We start from the raw sequence: 17,051 nt of genomic DNA on the forward strand, positions 1-17,051 counted from the left end.
TGGGAGAGCGGGTTGCCGGTAGGCGGCAATCACCGCACCACCGGCACCGTCAACCGGCACCCCTCACCAGCGAACTGCATGCGCTGCGCACCCGCCGCCGGCACCCGCTCAAAGCTCGGCGCATCCGCCCCGGCGACCGACAGGCGCAGCGACCACCCCGCCGGCAACTCGAACGCCACCGGCCGGATGCGCACCGTCGCCTGGCCGGCGCCAATACGCTGCACGCCTTCCGTGAGCAGCCGCACACGCCCTGAGCGATCGACCGACTCCACGTAGACATGCAGCGCCGCCTCCGGTGCGTCGAGCGCCACCCGACAGACGAACTCCGGCGCGCCGAAAACCGACAGCGGTGCCTCCAACGCGGCGGACTGCCACGAGATCACCCCCCGCGCGTCGGATCGATCAGGGGCATCGACGGGTCGCGCGAGCCCAGTCGTCCAACGCGTGTTCTTTCCGGTGGATGCCGAAAAGTCCACCGTCAGTGAACGCGGGGCACTCGCCGCGGCCGTACTCACCAATTGCTCGCCAACCAGATAGAGCGTGCGTGGTGCGGTAACCGGCCAGCGTTCGGCCGACGTCCACGCCTCGGTGCCCGCGACATACCACGACATGCGCGGAACCGCTGGGGCATTACGCTCCACCAGGTGACGCCGAAAGAACGCGACCACGGCGTCGAGATCGACCGTCGCGCGTTCGCTGTCGTCGCGACGCAACGGGCTGGCGTTGCTGGTGCCTTCGTGCGCCCACGGCCCAATCACCGCTTCGCGTATCGGCATCTGCTCAACGGCTCGGAGCACCGCGTCGGCCGTGGCACCATCCCACCAGCTGCCCCAGATGCCAACAACCGCCGAGGTCGCGGCCAACGCGGCAGCGTGGCCAGCGGGACCGAGTGAATCCGCCGGTGGACCACTCCGGCCGAATCGATCACTCCCGCGGCGCACGGCCACGACACTCCCCGCCACATCCGTCGGCGGACGGCGCTGCTGCAGCGACGTGAGCAGCACACCGGTGCTGTCGTCGTCGATCGGCTGCACCCCGCGAATACCGAGCCGGGCGAGACGCGGGAAAAGTTCGGGAAACCTGCCGTGATCAAGCGCATCAACCGAGCGGCTCCATGAACTGACGAAACCCACGTTGCGCACATTGCCGGGCGCGATGATCTCGTCAACCAGATTCCACTCCAGCTCACGCGCAAGGACGGCGCGGAGGGCGGGCCGACCAGCCCCCGCCGCCAGCAGTGCGGTGGTCCCCTCATACGACACACCGGTCGCCCCAACGGCGCCATTGGACCAGCGTTGCGCGACGATCCAGTCAATGACCGGCCCCATGTCGCGCACCTCGCCCTCCGACCATGGCCACGGCCACTCGCCCCCCGACGCGCCCGTGCCGCGGACGTCGGTCACCACCACAGCGAAGCCTGCCGTTACCAGTTTCTCGACGATTGCCTCACGAGGGCCCATCGGGACCGTGTTGTTCCGCGTCCCACCGCGCAGGTGGAAGCTCCTCCAATAGCGGGTCTGGATGAACACCACGGGCACCCCGCCGTCCGGAACAACGGGCGGCAGAATCACATCGGCGGCGATCCGGACGCTGTCCGCCGCCATGATGCCCTGGTGCGTCACGACCGCCGGCACGGCATGGCAGGCAGAAAGGAGTGCCGCCGCAGCGAGCCATGAGAACGCCGCGCGTGTTCGAGACTGCAAGAATGCGTTCACGTGCTTGATATGCTATGGGATTTATCTTATATATGATTCTACATATATCAACACATTGAACAGCAGGCGCAACCCCTACCCTGGCCGCCCTTGTCGCTCCGCTACGCCGTTCTTGGGTTTCTGACCATCCAGCCGTTCAGCGGCTACGACATCAAGCGCTACTTCGACAACTCCGTCAAACACTTCTGGAGCGCGGATCAGGCCGCCATCTATCGCACACTGAACGACCTGGAACGCGACCAGCTGGTGAGCTACGACCGTGTCGAACAGCAGCATCGGCCGGACCGGAAGGTTTATCACATCACCCCCGCTGGCGTCGCAGAACTCGACGCATGGCTGGCCACCCCGGCCGCCCCGGTCGTGCGTCGCGAGCCGTTGCTGCTCAAGCTGTTCTTTACCGGACGGCTCGACCCCGCCGGACTCGGCACAGTCCTGCAGTCCGAGCTCACCGCCGTCGACGACGAATTGGCGGCGTTCAAAGCGATCCTCACGTCAATCGAGCGCGACCGCGCGGATGTGCTCGGCCAGCTGGGCGAAGGTGAAGCCGCTGACGCGTACCGTCGGGTGCTCGTCGGCCCGCTCATCACACTTACCAATGGTCTCCGACTCGGCCTCGCCTATCGCGACTGGCTACGGGGGCTCGGTGAGGCAAAGGATCAGGGCACGCTGACTGACACCGCGATGCTGGCCGAGCTTCATCGACTCGTAGACCAGGTCGATGACCATCCGGGACGACCGCCTACGACTGTGGCAAACGCCAACCACCGTGCAACGCCAACGGAGACGTCGTACTGACGTCTCCGTTTTTCATTATGAAGCGATTTCAGGCCTTACTGAACCTGGTGAATCACCCGAACCGCCCCGCCACATAATCGGCCGTGCGCGTATCCCGCGCTGCCTCAAACAGCTGCGGTGTGAGCCCGAACTCCACCAGCTCGCCCATGAGCATGAAGCCGGAGTACGTGGACACGCGCTGCGCCTGCTGCATGTTGTGCGTCACCACAATGATCGCCCGCTCGCTGGCCAACCGCAGCATGAGCGCCTCAATGTGCTCCGTGGCCACCGGGTCCAGCGCAGAGCACGGCTCGTCCATGAGCAACACCGCCGGCCGCGTGGCCAAGGCCCGCGCAATGCACAACCGCTGTTGCTGCTCCGGCGACAGTCGCAGCGCCGACGTGTGCAACCGGTCCTTGAGCGCCTCCCACAACCCCACCGCCTGCAGCACTTCTTCCACCAGCACCGTGGCATCACTGCGCGACAACGTGCCATGCAACCGCGGGCCGTACGTGAGGTTCTCCGCCACACTGAGCGGAAACGGATTGGGACGCTGAAACACCATCCCCACCAGGCGCCGCAGCTCCTGCACCGGCAACTGCGCACCAAGCACATCCTGCCCCGCCACCTGCACCTGCCCTTGCACGCGCACGCCGGGCACCAGGTCATTCAATCGGTTGATGCACCGCAACAACGTGCTCTTTCCGCATCCAGACGGACCAATCAGCGCCGTGATGGTGCGATCGGGGATCTCCACCGACACCTTGGTCAACGCCTGAAAGGCGCCATAATGCAGATCCAGATCGCGTACCGCCACCACCGTCGGCGGCGCCGGCACATCCGCCGCCGGCAACACGTACCGATTGATTCGCCGCGCACTGCCCTGCTGCGCTACCACTGGCATCGCTGTCGTCATCGTCATCTCAGCCGAATTGACCCGCAAGATAGGCGCGCGTTTTGGGGTGCGACGCCGCGTTGAACAGATCCGGGGTGGGCGCCGTCTCGATATGTTCGCCCATCAAGAAGAAGCTCGTGGTATCACACACCCGCTCGGCCTGCCGCATGGTGTTGGTCACCAGCACGAACGTGATGCGTTCCTTGAGCGTACGCATGGTCTCTTCAATACGCGCCGTGGAGATGGGATCCAGCGCCGAGCACGGCTCGTCCAGCAACACCACCCCCGGGTCGAGCGCCAGCGTGCGCGCCAGACAGAGCCGCTGCTGCTGCCCGCCGGAGAGTTGCATCCCCGACAGCGACAGACGCGACGAGACTTCATCCCACAGGTGCACCGCTCGCAACGATCGCTCCACGATGGCATCGAGCGCCGCCTGCTCCCGCACGCCGGCAATACGCGGCCCATAGGCCACGTTCTCGTAAATGCTGCGCGGCAGCGGCTGCGGCGTGGCGAACACAATCCCCATCCTTCGTCGCAGACGAGCCAGACCGTGGGCATCCACCACCACGCCGTCACCCAAAATTGCCTCCCCATCCAACGCAATACGCCCGTCGGCCGTGGCGCCATCAAGCTCCACACTCATGCGATTGAGCGTGCGCAGGAATGACGTCTTCCCGCTCCCCGCCGGGCCGATGATGCCGTGAATACTGCCCGGCGCAATGCGTAGCGACATGGGCTGCAACGCCACATGCGCGCCGTAGCGGATCGTGAGATCCGTGACGTCGAGCGCGCAGGCGCTCGCCGGTGCCTCAGTCGCCCAGGTCACCGATACCGCCGCGTCATGCGGTGCATCAGGCTGTACGCCATGATATTGAGCAGCAGGATCGTCACCACCAGCACGGCCGCCGTGCCGTACGCCTTCTCGTCGGAAATCCCTTCCATGGTGAGCGTGTAGAAGTGCACACTCATGGTACGGGTGGACGAGAACAGCGACGTGGGCATCTCCAGCGCCACGCCGGCCGTAAAAATCACCGCCGCCGTTTCGCTGATCGCGCGCCCCACGCCCAGTACCACGCCCGTGGCCACACCCGGCGCCGCCACGGGCAACACCACCGTGCGTATGGCGTCCCACTTGCTGGCCCCCAGCGACTGCGCCACATGCCGGAATTCCCGCGGCACCGCCCGCAGCGCCTCTTCGGCGGTGCGAATGATCGTGGGCAGAATCATTGCACCGAGCGTGAGGCCGCCGGAAAGAATGGACCATCCCAACCCCAACGTGGTGACAAAGAATGCGAAACCAAACAGACCGAAGATGATGGACGGCACTCCGGCCAGGCTTTCCGTACCACTCCGGATAATCCGCGACACGCGCCCCTCCGCCGTGTACTCGGCCAGGTAAATCGCCGCCCCCAGCCCTATCGGTGTTGCCAGCAGCACGCCGGCTGCGGTGACATACAGCGTGCCCACAATCATGGGCCAAATGCCGCCTTCAGCACCCGACCGACTGGGCGCCTGGCTCAGGAAGTCCCACGTGACCTGCGAGAGGCCGCGCTGCATGACGAAGACGATAATGAGCACCAGCAACGCCAGCGTAAGCAACGTGGCCGACCACAAAGCCACGGTCGCCACGCGCTGTACCAGCAACGCGCGACCGGTTGATGGCGCCGTGGGACCGCCGGGATTGCGAACCGCCTCCGAAAACGCCGGCGACGTTGGTCGCGACATCGTTGGCACCGTCATGTGTGCCCCGTACGTCGCGCCCGCCCGGCGAGTGCATTCAAGCCGAGCGTAACGACGAACAGCACAATGCCCGTGGCAAAAAGCGCCTGCTCATGCTCTCCCGAGGCATATCCCATTTCAAGCGCGATGTTGGCGGTGAGGGTACGCACCGGGTCGAGCAGGGACCCCGGAATGAGCACACTGTTGCCCGCCACCATGATGACCGCCATGGTTTCGCCCACGGCACGCCCCATGCCGAGGATGACGCCGGCCACAATGCCCGTGCGTGCCGCCGGCAGCACCACGCCAACGATGGTTTGCCATTGCGTGGCGCCCAGCGCATACGATCCATCGCGATAGGCACGCGGCACCGCCTCGATGGCATCTATGCTGATGCCAATGATCGTGGGGAGCACCATGATGGCCAGCAGAATGGAGGCCGCCAGCGCGGAATACCCGCTGCCGCCCAGCCATGCCTGCTCGCGGATGAACGGCACCAGCAGTTCCATCCCAATGAAGCCGTACACGACCGACGGGATGCCCGCGAGCAACTCGATCATGGGTTTGAGCAGACGGCGCCACTTTTTGGACGCCAGTTCCGCCAGCGTCACCGCGCACGCCAACCCCAGCGGCACGCCCATGAGCAACGCCCCCACGGTCACCATGGCAGACCCGGCAATCATGGGGAGCAATCCGAACTGCCCCTTAGTGGGCGCCCACGTCGCGCCGGCGATCATGTTGAGTACGCCGTGGTTCACGAACACGGGCAAGCCTTCGCGCGCAATGAACAGCGCAATCAGCGCCAGCGTCCCCACGGCACTCATGGCGCAGAGCAGGAGGATGCGTTCAATCAGCTTGTCTCGCATCTGATGCTCAGGGCGTCAGCGAGACAGGAGCCAACCCTTCATCGCGGGCAATCTGCTGCCCACGCGGCGACAAGACAAAATCGAGAAACTGTCGCGCCGCGCCCGTGACTTCACCGCGCGACACAAAGAGGAACGGTCGCTGCAGCCGGTATTGGCCACTGGCAATCGTGAATTCCGAAGGCACCACACCCTCAATCGCCAACGCCCGCACGCGGGCATCCACCTGACTGAACGTCACATAGCCGATGGCCTGGGGATCTTCTGCCACCATTTTCCGCAGGCCGCCCGAGTACGCCGTCACCAGCGCCCGTACATCAATGGAGTGACCGTCCGTCAGCACCAGATGTTCAAAGGCATCACGGGTGCCTGAGCCTTCTTCCCGCGTGATCACCGTAATGGGGAGGTCCGCACCACCCAGGGCGCGCCACGAGCGGATTTGTCCGGTGTAAATCGCGCGCAACTGCGCGAGCGACAGTGCCGTGAGCGGATTCGTGGCATGAACAATGACAGCAATGCCGTCACGGGCCACCGTAATGGCCTGCAGCCCCGCTGCTTCCTCCGCATCCAATGCCCGAGAACTCATACCTAGCTGTGCGGTTCCCTGACGGGCGGCCCGGATGCCGGCCGTGGAGCCACCCGCCTGTACCGTCACGTGGCTGCTGCCACTGGCACCGGCATAGACCTCCGCCCACCGTTCTGCAAACGGTTGTACCGACGTGGAACCAGCCAAAACGACGTTCGTTGCCGGGAGCGGACGAGCGCCGCTGCCCGAACACGCCGACAACAAGACCAGCAAAAGAGCAGGCGGGGAAATCCGCATACAGAAGCCCATCCTCTAGCATACCGGTGAGCGGCCCCCCCGCAGCGCACCGAACGTCACGAATGGGTCACGGAGCACCCCGCGCGCCAGCGTACACCATTGCCCCACTGACTTGTCGGAAAATTCCTGCTCGACCGTTGACCCTTTGTCCTCCATGCTAATCTGATGTCTTCGTCCAACGCCGGAATAACGCCTGCGCCTGCCGGCACGCCGCCATCGACCGCCTGGCACACGCTGACGGCGACCGCTACGGTGGAGTCGCTGCACACGAATGTGCACACCGGTCTTGGCATGCCCGATGTGCAGCGACTACGCGCTGAACACGGCGACAACGTGCTGGAGACGGCCGTAAAGCGCGGACCGCTTCGCATGCTGCTCGCGCAGTTCACCGATGTCATGGTGCTGGTGCTGCTCGCGGCGGCGGCTATCGCCGCCTTTGTGGGCGACCCGGAAGACATCATCGCGATCATCGCGATCGTGCTGCTCAACGCCACCCTCGGCTTCGTTCAGGAATACCGCGCCGAAAAGGCCATGGCAGCGCTTGGCGCAATGGCCGCCGCAACCGCCCGCGTGCGACGCGAAGGGGCGGAACATACCATTGCCCCGCAGGAACTGGTGCCCGGCGATATCGTGCTACTGGAGGCCGGCACCGTCGTACCCGCCGATCTGCGGCTGCTGGAACTTGCGCAACTGAGCGTGGAAGAAGCGGCACTTACTGGCGAGTCGCTGCCAGTACAAAAGACCACCGCGCCGACGCTCGACGCAGATGCTCCGTTGGGCGACCGCACCGCGATGGTGTACAAGGGTACGAACATCGCCAGCGGCCGTGGGGTTGGTGTAGTAGTAGCCACCGGCATGCGTACCGAACTGGGGCGCATTGCCGCACTGCTGCGCGCTGATACCCATCTCCAGACGCCGCTGCAGCAGCGCCTGACGTCGTTGGGCCGATGGCTCGCCGTCACAGTGCTGGTCGTGTGCGTTGCCATTTTCGTGACAGGACTGATCCGCGGCGAACCCGTCGTGCTGATGTTCATGACGGCCGTCAGTCTGGCGGTGGCGGCCATTCCCGAGGCACTGCCCGCCGTCATTACGGTATCACTCGCGCTGGGTGCGCGGCGCATGGTCAAGCACCATGCCCTCATTCGCCGGTTGCCCGCCGTGGAGACGCTTGGGTCGGTCACGTATGTCTGTACCGACAAGACCGGCACTCTTACCGAAAACCGCATGCATGTGGATGCGGTGCGCACGGTGGACAATCAGCCCGGTGAGTCTTTGGCAGCGGCCGTACCGCTGAGTGAGGCACCGCTTGCCTTTGCCCAGGCCCTCACACTGTGCACCGACGTGCAGTTGACGAAAGACGGGGCCCTTTTGGGTGACCCCACCGAAACGGCTTTGGTACGTTGGGCAGCCGAGCAGGGCGTTGAAATGTCATCCCTGCGCACTGCGTGGCCGCGTACCGGGGAACTACCGTTCACCTCCGAACGGGCCCGCATGACCACCGTACATGCCACGGCCAATGGCGCGCATCGTGTGGCGTGTACCAAGGGGGCCCCCGAACGGGTCATTCCGGCGTGCACTCGCATGTGGCAACAGGGGGCGCTCGTTCCGGTTGATGCCGCGGCGGTGATGGCATACGCCGAGGCGATGGCGGCAAGCGGCTTGCGGGTGTTGGCGATGGCAATCAACAGCGACCAGCAACCGACTGGCGCGGCCATCGAATCGCTGGAAGATCAGCAGGTACTGCTGGCGCTGGTGGGGTTGCTTGATCCCCCGCGCGCAGAAGCCCGTGAAGCGGTACGCACCTGCCATACGGCCGGCATTCGGGTGGTCATGATCACCGGCGATCATCCGGCCACCGCGCGTGCCATTGCGTCCCGTCTGGACATCATCAAAGACGGCGTGGGCGACCAGGAGGTGCTGACCGGTGCAGTGCTGCGGACGCTTGATGACGAAGCGTTGCTGGCGCGGGTGGAACATGCGCGTGTCTACGCCCGGGTGACTCCGGAAGACAAGCTGCGTATCGTGACCGCACTGCAGTCGCGCGGTGAATATGCCGCCATGACCGGCGATGGCGTGAATGACGCCCCGGCGCTGAAGCGGGCGAACATTGGCATTGCCATGGGGCGTGGTGGGACCGATGTGGCCCGCGAGGCCGCCGATATGGTGCTGCTCGACGATAACTTCGCCACCATTGTGGTGGCCGTGCGCGAAGGGCGCCGCATTTACGACAATATCCGACGCTTTGTGCGCTTTGTCCTGTCCACCAACGCCGGTGAGATCTGGACGCTCTTTCTGGCGCCGCTCATTGGTTTGCCACTCCCCCTTCTCCCCATCCACATTTTGTGGATGAATCTCGTCACGGATGGACTCCCCGGGCTGACGCTGGCTGCGGAGCCCGCCGAAGCGGACATCATGGAGCGCCCCCCGCGTCCACCGCAGGAAAGCATCCTGGCGCACGGTCTCTGGCAGCACGCCGTTTGGGTGGGGTTGCTCATGGCGGCGCTGGCACTCGGCACCCAAGCCTGGGCCATTCGCACAGGGCATGGCCACTGGCAGACCATGACGTTCACCGTTCTCACCGTCTCGCAGCTCACACATGTTTTGGCTATTCGCTCGGAGCGTACATCACTGTTCCGACTTGGCTTGCTCAGTAACCCGTTGCTGCTGCTGGCGGTGGGGGCGTCGCTGGGGCTGCAGCTAGCCATCATCTACGTACCCGTTTTGAATTCACTATTCCGTACTGAGCCGCTCAGTGCGGGTGAACTCGTGCTCTGTTTAGCCGTCTCCACGGTAGTCCTTCTTGCGGTAGAATTGGAGAAGTACCTGATCCGTCGCCGAGGATTGTATGCCGACCCTGCTCGTTCCCCTTGATGGATCGCCGCTGGCCGAGGCGGCACTGCCCGTAGCCATTGGCCTTGCCCGACACATGCGCGCAACGCTGCATCTGGTCAGCGTGCTCGAAGTCTCGCCGTGGCGGTACGCCACCGGAGGGGCGCCAGTGGCTGATACTCAGCTGACGCGTGAGCATCAGGCCGAGTGGCGAACCGCGATGGCCGGGAAACTCGAGGCCTGCCGTGTCCGGATCGCGGCGCTACCAGACGCCCCGCCGACCGTGGTCAGCATTGTCGCCGGACCGGTTGTTGAGTGCCTGTTGGAGCAGGCGCGCAACGTTGACGCCACCATGTTCGTGCTGACCACGCACGCCCGTGGCGGCGTCTCCGCAGTGTGGATGGGTTCCATTACCGAGGCGCTCGTGCGGCAATCGCCAGTCCCGGTGCTCGCCGTCCGGCCGGATGTTCAGGCCGCTGCGGATAACGAGGGACACAACGAGTGGACCCCTCGCCGCGTGCTTGTCCCGCTAGATGGGACAGCACCTGGGGAACAGGTGTTGGAGCCGTTACAGGCCTGCCTGGGCAAAAATCCGGAATACGTGCTGATGCGAGCCGTTTCGCCACTCCCTCCAATGCTGCGGGCGATTGCCACGGGCGAGGAGTACGATCGGGATCTCGTACGGCAGCGTGACCTTGTCGCCGAGTATCTGCGGGGTACCGAAGCGCGACTCCGTGCACAGGGGACGACGGTGTCGCACTGTGCCCATGTGGAGTTGGATCCCCCGCGCGGCATTAACGACTGTGCCGAGGGGTATAACGTTGATCTGATTGCGTTGGCCACGCATGGACGTGGTCCCGTGGGTCGCTTTTTGCTGGGCAGCGTCGCGGACAAGGTGTGGCGAACCGCGACACGACCAGTGCTGCTCTTCCGGGTGGCAATCCCTGAGGCGTTGTAGTGCTGGGAGAGCTGCTACTTCGCTTTGTTCTCGCCGCCGTGATTGTCATCGCGGCCGGCACGGTACTGGCGCGCAGTGGTGATGTCATTGCCGCGCGCACCAAGCTGGGGGGCGCATGGGTGGGGTCCATTTTTCTGGCCCTCGCCACGTCGCTCCCGGAAATCACCACCGATATTGCGGCCGTACGCATGGGCGCGGTTGATCTGGCGGTGGGCGATCTGTTCGGCAGCAGTATGGCCAACATGCTCATTCTGGCGCTGATCAGCCTCGCACCGGCAGGGGTCGATCTCTTTCGGCGAGCGGCACTCGACCACGCGTTGTACGCCAGCCTGGCCATTGTGATGACACTGCTGGCAGCCATGGCGCTGCAAACGCGCGCCACGGCGACCGTCGCCGGTATCGGCGTCAGCTCCGTGATTCTCGTCGCGACCTACATCGTGACGTCGAGCTTTGCCTTCCGCCATAGCACCGTCACCCGAGAAGCTGGCGAGGTGATGGAGATGGCGCGATCCGGCGACCCCGCCACTTTGGATCATGTGTCCTCCACCTCTTTACGACTCGCGATTCTGCAGTTTCTTGCGGGCGCTGCGGTGGTCGTGCTGGTCGCGCCGCAGTTTGCCCATGCGGCCGAAGGACTGGCCGAAGTAAGCGGTGCAGGACGCACATTTGTCGGGACGTGGCTCGTGGGGCTCTCTACCTCGCTGCCGGAACTGGTGACCTCCATGGCCGCCATCCGATTGCGCGCCTTCGATCTGGCGGTTGGAAACCTGTTCGGCAGTAACGCCATGAACATGACCCTCTTCGCGCTGCTGGACGTGGTGAATGGTGGCGTGCCCGTGCTGTCGATTGCTGCTCCCGCACATCTCCTGACGGCCTTGACGGCGACGCTGCTCACAACCATTGCCCTGGGCACCTTGGTCCTTCGATTCAAGCGCGTCGCGAGCGTCCGTGAACCCGGCAGTCTGCTGATTGTCGGAGGATATGTGGCAGGGCTCGCGCTCTTGTTCTGGCATACCCAGTGATTCCCCATGTGCGCGTTGCGCTGAGCACCATGCGTCTATCCCGGTGGTCTTTCGTTCTGTGGTTGAGTGCAGCCACCATGCTGACGGCGGGGTGTCGTCGCACATCACCTGCGGATCGTGCCAGCAGGCAGCCACCAGCATTGGTCAACGCCACCGTCCTCATCTCGCTTGATGGCTTTCGGGCCGACTACCTCAACCGTCCAGCCGCTGTCCGCCTGCGCCTACTGGCCGCGCGCGGTGTGCGCGCCGAACGGCTGATTCCCGCCTTCCCCAGCAAGACCTTTCCCAACCATTACACCATTGTCACCGGGCTGTATCCGGAGCACCATGGGATCGTGGCCAACACCATGCGCGACGAGCGCATTGGCACCACGTTCACCATCGGCGACACCACCATTGCCCGCGACCCGCGCTGGTGGGGCGGTGAACCCATCTGGAATACCGCCGAGCGGCAAGGCGTCCGCACGGCCGCCTTCTTCTGGCCTGGCAGTGACTACGCCGTGAACGGGCGGTATCCCACCTACTACACGCCGTACGACGGGAGTATTCCCAATCGCACGCGTGTGCAGCGCGTGCTCGACTGGCTCACGCTGCCGGTGGCAGAGGCGCCACGCTTCGTGACGCTGTACTTCAGTACGACCGACGACGTGGGGCACAAACACGGACCGCGCACGCCACAGGTGGACGCGGCCATTGCCCACGTGGATTCATTGGTCGGTGCGCTGGTGGACGGGTTGGCGGCACGACGGCTCACGGAGCGTGTGAACCTCGTGGTGGTGTCCGATCATGGCATGACGGAAGTGGACAGCACACGGGTCATCCGACTCGACGAGTATGTGGACTTGGCCGACATGGAGGTGGTGGACTGGATGCCCGTCACTGCCGTTACCCCCAAGCCAGGGAAGCTGGCGTCGGTGTACAACGCGCTCCGCCGGGTACCGCACCTTCAGGTGTACCACAAAGACAGTGTGCCGGAGCGCTTTCACTATCGCGCCAATAGCCGCATAACCCCGCTGGTGCTGCTGGCCGATGAAGGGTGGACCATTAGCAGCAGTGAACGCCTGCGACTATCCGGCCCACCAGTGGGCGCGACCCACGGCTACGACAACATGCTGCCCAGCATGGGTGCCCTGTTTCTGGCGGCCGGGCCCGATATCCAGCAGGGACGCGTGATTGGCCCCGTGGCCAACGTGCATGTCTATCCCCTACTGGCCCGGCTCCTGGGCGTCCGGCCAGCACCACACGATGGCGCGGCCGACTCACTCCACATTACTCGCTGGGAGTGAAGGTTTCCGATTCGGTGGTGGCCAGCGGCTTTCCCTCGTGATCGGAAATCAGGACCCACACCGTGCGTGACCGCTTGGAGTACAGCAGGCGCACGGTGACATCGCGCGGGTTCTGCTTGAAGGCGAAGTGAAAGTGGAAGCTCGTATCGAGTGCTTCACGTATCACGCCTTCCTTGAAGCGCCCGTAGAACTCCTGCACGCGCGTGCACGGCGCAATTTCCGTAAAGAATTGCTTGCCAATGGCGTCTTCCTGCTTCAGCGACGCCAGTCGCGACTCCACGGCGTTGTAGTGCAGAATGCGCCCGCTCGAATCGAGCTGGATCATGCCGTACGGCAAACGATCCAGCTCTTCGGCGTTCATGCGATCGGCGGCCTCAAGGACCTGATCGATCTGCTGCTTGTAGCGATTGGGCATCGGTGCGGACGGGGGCGTACAGGGGAGGATCCCTGAAGAATAACGAGGCGTCGCAGGCCAGCGGGAATCCCCCCTGATCCGGGCGCCCACGCGCCTCTTTCTTCGGTGTATATTCGGTCTCTATGCAGTACGCCGAACTTCATGCCCATTCTGCCCTGTCGCTGCTCAACGGGGCCTCCCTCCCCGAGGACCTTGCCGAGCGCGCCGCCCAGCTCGGATATACCGCGCTGGCCCTCACCGACCATGACGAGATGGGGGGCGTGGTACGCTTTGGCACCGCCTGCGACACCCTCCACCTTGGCGGCATTCTTGGCGCACAGCTCACCGTGCGCATGCCGCAGCTGAACGGCCGCGGCGGCGAGCGCTCCACCCATCTGGTCCTGCTGGCGGAAACGCGACAGGGCTACCGCAACATTGCCTCCCTCGTCACCCGCGCCCGCATGGACAGTGAGCGGGGGTGCCCGAGTGTACCCTGGGCGCTCGTCACACGCCATGTGGACGGGGTGACGGCCCTCACCGGCTGCCCGCGCGGCTGGATTCCGCAGCTGCTCGCCGAAGGCCTCCCCGATCAGGCGTGGACGGCCGCCACCGAGTTGCGTGATGTGTTTGGCGAACATCTCGCCGTGGAATGCTGGGATCACCGACTCCCCGAAGAGCGCGCACTCGTCAACCAGCTCCGCCCGCTCGCCCGCCACCTGGGCGTGCCGTGGGTGGTCACCAACCATGTGCACTACGCCACCCCCGACCAGCGCCTTGTACACGACGTGCTGCACACGCTCCGCCACCAGCGCACCCTCGACACCATGGGCACGCGCCTCAAGCCCAACGCCGAGTGGGCGCTCAAGCCCATCGCCCGCATCTATCAGCGCTGGCGTGGCGCCGAAGAAGGCATTCGAGCCTCCGTTGCCATTGCCGAACGGTGCGCCTTTCGGTTGCAGCAGCTCAAGCCGAGCATGCCGGCGTTTCCGTTGCCACCCGGCGTAAGCGCGCAGGAGTACCTCGCACGACTCGTTGAACAGGGCGCGTATGAACGCTGGGGCACTGCGCGGACGCCCAAACATGACCGCCAGCTTGCCCACGAACTCGGCATGATCCGCAAGCTCGATCTGGCCGGATTCTTTCTCATTGTGTGGGACATTGTGCGCTTCGCGCGACGCGAGGGCATTCTCTGTCAGGGGCGTGGCTCGGCGGCCAACTCCGCCGTCTGTTATTGCCTCGGGATCACGGCCGTTGATCCCATTCGCATGGAACTGCTCTTCGAGCGGTTTCTGAGTGAAGAGCGCAAGGAACCGCCCGATATCGACATCGATTTCGCGCACCGCGATCGCGAACGCGTGTTGCAGTACGTGTACAACCGCTACGGACGCGAACACGCGGCCATGGTGTGCGAACAGATCAGCTGGCGCGGACGCAGTGCCGTCCGCGATGCCGCCCGCGTGCTGGGGTTCAGTACGCAGCAGGCCGATGCGCTGGCAACGCTGAGCGATCGATTCAGCGCCAAAAGCACCGCCGCGGCGCTGCGTACCGATGCCCCACCACCGGAGTCACCCACAACGCCACTGACCAGCGACACGGCGCCGGCCGCCCACACACCCACACCCACACCTACACCTACACCTACACCTACACCTACACCTACACCTACACCAAACGCGCAACGCCTCCCCAAGGGCGTCACCGAACGTGATGCCACATGGGCACAGCGCATTGATCTGCAGGCCGAGCGCAAGCTGGCCAACGATGAACGCGCGCAGTTGGGCCCACTGGCCAAGGGCGCGGAAAAGCCCACGCACGCCGAGTATGTGGAGGGGCGCAATCGCGCCACCGGCACGCGCGATCAGAGCAGTGGGCGGGAACTGCTGCAGCGCGCCGGGCTCGACCCCGACGACCCGCGCGTGCAACAGCTCGCGCGCGTGGTAGACGGACTGCATCTGCTGCCGCGACATCGCTCCATTCACGTGGGCGGGTTCATTCTTACCGAAGAACCGCTGGGGAGCCTTGTACCGCTTGAGCCGGCCTCCATGCCCGGGCGCACGGTGATTCAGTGGGAGAAGGACGATCTCGACCCCGTGGGGCTGGTGAAGATCGACCTGCTGGGGCTGGGCATGCTCACCGTGGTGCAGGATTGCCTGCTGTATATCCGGCACACGCGCAACGTGAACATCGATCTCGGTCAGCTCGACATGAGTGATCAGGCCGTGTACGACGTGATGTGCCGCGCCGATACCGTGGGGCTGTTCCAGATTGAAAGTCGGGCGCAGATGAACACGCTGCCGCGCCTCAAGCCCCGCTGTTTCTATGATCTGGTGGTAGAAGTGGCGCTCATTCGCCCAGGGCCCATTCAAGGAGAAATGGTGCACCCCTACCTGCGCCGGCGCGCGGGATTGGAGCCTATTACGTATCCGCATCCAAGTGTGGAGCATGTGCTGCGACGGACGCTGGGCGTGCCACTCTTTCAGGAGCAGGGGATGCAGGTGGCGATTGCCGCCGCCGGCTTTACGCCCGGCCAGGCCGATGTGCTGCGACGCGCCATGGGGCACAAGCGCTCACGCGAGCGCATGGCCGCCATTTGCGAAGAGCTCATTGCCGGCATGGCGCGCAACGGGATACCCGAAGAGACCGCGCGCCGCATCTACAATCAGATCAATGCCTTTGCCGACTACGGATTTCCCGAGAGTCATGCCGCCAGCTTTGCGCTGATTGTGTACGCCACCGCCTGGCTGCGGCACTATTACGCCCCCGAGTATCTGTGCGCCATCCTCAACGCACAGCCCATGGGCTTCTATGCCCCTGGCACGCTCATTGAAGACGCCAAGCGTCACGGCGTGGAAGTGCGCCCCATCGATCTCACCAGGAGCGTGTGGGACCACAGCCTTGAGCTCTCAGACGGCCGCACCCTGATTCCCAACGACGGCACCGTGCGAATGGCCCAACCCACAACCCACAACTCAAACGCACACCCCCAAACTGATCAGTTTCGCCCCCACGCGCCTGCGCCGGCTGTGGCCGTCCGCCTCGGCGTCCGCCTCATCCGCGGCCTCGGCGCCAAAGCCCGACGCGCCCTCGAGGCCGCCCTGCACCACGGCCCATTCACCAGTATTGACGACGCCGTGCGCCGCGTGTCGCTCGACAAGAGTGCCTGGCGACATCTGGCCGAAGCAGGGGCATTCGACAGCATGTTTGCGCACGAGCCGCCGGACCGACGGCGTCGGGTGGCATTGTGGGAAGTACTCGCCGCCACCCGCGGACCGGAGTTGCCGCTCGCGCCGCGTGCCGCGCCCGCCCCTGCCCCGCAGCTTCCCGCGTACGCCCCCGTCGAGCTCACCGAAGCGGATTACCGTATGACCGGCCTTTCGCTGGCCGGGCATCCCATGAAGCATGTCCGTGAACATCTCGCGCTCAATGGCGTGCTCACGGCAGCCGCGGCACAGACGCAGGGCACGGACGGGCAGCCCGTTGCGGTGGCGGGCCTCGTGATCTGCCGTCAACGCCCCGGCACCGCCAAGGGGTTTGTGTTTCTCACCCTCGAGGACGAAACGGGCATGATCAACGTTGTCATCACGCCCGATCGCTTTGAGCAGCATGCGCTCCTCATTTCCACGTCACCGCTACTGCTCATTCGCGGCACGCTCCAGGTGGAGCAGCAGGTGGTGAATGTCCGGGCCAAACAGTTTCGCGCGCTTGCCCTGGGCGGTGGGGAGCAGTACGTGCAGGGGCATAACTACCGATGAACGCTCCAGGTCACCTCTGGC

13 protein-coding genes are annotated in these 17,051 nt (G+C 64.7%); 6 read left to right on the plus strand and 7 right to left on the minus strand.

The window, feature by feature from the left end:
* Window positions 1-29 precede the first annotated feature (29 nt).
* Window positions 30-1,715, minus strand: coding sequence for a CocE/NonD family hydrolase (locus tag GEMMAAP_RS14305; RefSeq protein ID WP_145979155.1), 1,686 nt, complete (start codon window positions 1,713-1,715; stop codon window positions 30-32).
* A gap of 90 nt (window positions 1,716-1,805) precedes the next feature.
* Between GEMMAAP_RS14305 and GEMMAAP_RS14310 the strand changes: the two genes are divergently transcribed.
* The gene (locus GEMMAAP_RS14310) at window positions 1,806-2,510 is read left to right on the plus strand and encodes a PadR family transcriptional regulator (protein ID WP_053333721.1); all 705 of its coding nucleotides are present in this window, start codon (window positions 1,806-1,808) and stop codon (window positions 2,508-2,510) included.
* A 52-nt stretch (window positions 2,511-2,562) separates the two neighbouring features.
* Here the strand turns inward: GEMMAAP_RS14310 and GEMMAAP_RS14315 are convergent, their stop codons facing one another.
* From GEMMAAP_RS14315 to GEMMAAP_RS14335, 5 genes are read right to left on the minus strand one after another with little or no spacing between them, the layout of a single operon-like run.
* Window positions 2,563-3,405: a phosphate ABC transporter ATP-binding protein gene (locus GEMMAAP_RS14315; protein ID WP_425482934.1), complete on the minus strand. Its 843-nt coding sequence runs from the start codon at window positions 3,403-3,405 to the stop codon at window positions 2,563-2,565.
* A 7-nt stretch (window positions 3,406-3,412) separates the two neighbouring features.
* Complete coding sequence (locus GEMMAAP_RS14320; protein ID WP_053333720.1) at window positions 3,413-4,210, minus strand: phosphate ABC transporter ATP-binding protein; 798 nt, start codon at window positions 4,208-4,210, stop codon at window positions 3,413-3,415.
* Entirely contained in the window at window positions 4,207-5,109 is a 903-nt protein-coding gene (pstA, locus tag GEMMAAP_RS14325) for a phosphate ABC transporter permease PstA (RefSeq protein WP_082821349.1), read from the minus strand. The genes GEMMAAP_RS14320 and pstA overlap by 4 nt, the downstream gene beginning before the upstream one ends.
* An 11-nt stretch (window positions 5,110-5,120) precedes the next feature.
* Complete coding sequence (pstC, locus tag GEMMAAP_RS14330; protein ID WP_026848642.1) at window positions 5,121-5,969, minus strand: phosphate ABC transporter permease subunit PstC; 849 nt, start codon at window positions 5,967-5,969, stop codon at window positions 5,121-5,123.
* 7 nt (window positions 5,970-5,976) lie between these two features.
* Window positions 5,977-6,789 (minus strand): phosphate ABC transporter substrate-binding protein, encoded by an 813-nt coding sequence (locus GEMMAAP_RS14335; RefSeq protein WP_158514872.1) that lies wholly within the window; start codon window positions 6,787-6,789, stop codon window positions 5,977-5,979.
* 165 nt (window positions 6,790-6,954) lie between these two features.
* Here GEMMAAP_RS14335 and GEMMAAP_RS14340 point away from each other — a divergent pair, with 165 nt between their 5' ends.
* The 4 genes from GEMMAAP_RS14340 to GEMMAAP_RS14355 all read left to right on the plus strand — a co-directional run bounded on the left by GEMMAAP_RS14340 (window position 6,955) and on the right by GEMMAAP_RS14355 (window position 12,884).
* A complete protein-coding gene (locus tag GEMMAAP_RS14340) occupies window positions 6,955-9,660 on the plus strand; it encodes a cation-translocating P-type ATPase (protein ID WP_053333718.1) in 2,706 nt (901 codons plus the stop codon).
* The gene (locus GEMMAAP_RS14345) at window positions 9,635-10,576 is read left to right on the plus strand and encodes a universal stress protein (protein ID WP_026848641.1); all 942 of its coding nucleotides are present in this window, start codon (window positions 9,635-9,637) and stop codon (window positions 10,574-10,576) included. Before GEMMAAP_RS14340 ends, GEMMAAP_RS14345 begins: the two co-directional genes overlap by 26 nt.
* Window positions 10,576-11,598: a sodium:calcium antiporter gene (locus GEMMAAP_RS14350; protein ID WP_026848640.1), complete on the plus strand. Its 1,023-nt coding sequence runs from the start codon at window positions 10,576-10,578 to the stop codon at window positions 11,596-11,598. The genes GEMMAAP_RS14345 and GEMMAAP_RS14350 overlap by 1 nt, the downstream gene beginning before the upstream one ends.
* A gap of 62 nt (window positions 11,599-11,660) precedes the next feature.
* On the plus strand, window positions 11,661-12,884 hold the full coding sequence (locus tag GEMMAAP_RS14355) for an alkaline phosphatase family protein (protein WP_158514873.1): 1,224 nt from the start codon (window positions 11,661-11,663) through the stop codon (window positions 12,882-12,884).
* On the opposite strand, the gene GEMMAAP_RS14360 is transcribed toward GEMMAAP_RS14355, so the two are convergent.
* Window positions 12,868-13,299: a PAS domain-containing protein gene (locus tag GEMMAAP_RS14360; RefSeq protein ID WP_053333716.1), complete on the minus strand. Its 432-nt coding sequence runs from the start codon at window positions 13,297-13,299 to the stop codon at window positions 12,868-12,870. The two genes, GEMMAAP_RS14355 and GEMMAAP_RS14360, sit on opposite strands and share 17 nt — an antisense overlap.
* A 122-nt stretch (window positions 13,300-13,421) precedes the next feature.
* Here GEMMAAP_RS14360 and GEMMAAP_RS14365 point away from each other — a divergent pair, with 122 nt between their 5' ends.
* The gene (locus GEMMAAP_RS14365; protein WP_053333715.1) at window positions 13,422-17,030 is read left to right on the plus strand and encodes a DNA polymerase III subunit alpha; all 3,609 of its coding nucleotides are present in this window, start codon (window positions 13,422-13,424) and stop codon (window positions 17,028-17,030) included.
* Window positions 17,031-17,051: the final 21 nt, after the last annotated feature.

This window comes from Gemmatimonas phototrophica (assembly GCF_000695095.2).
Taxonomy (GTDB): Bacteria; Gemmatimonadota; Gemmatimonadetes; order Gemmatimonadales; family Gemmatimonadaceae; genus Gemmatimonas; species Gemmatimonas phototrophica.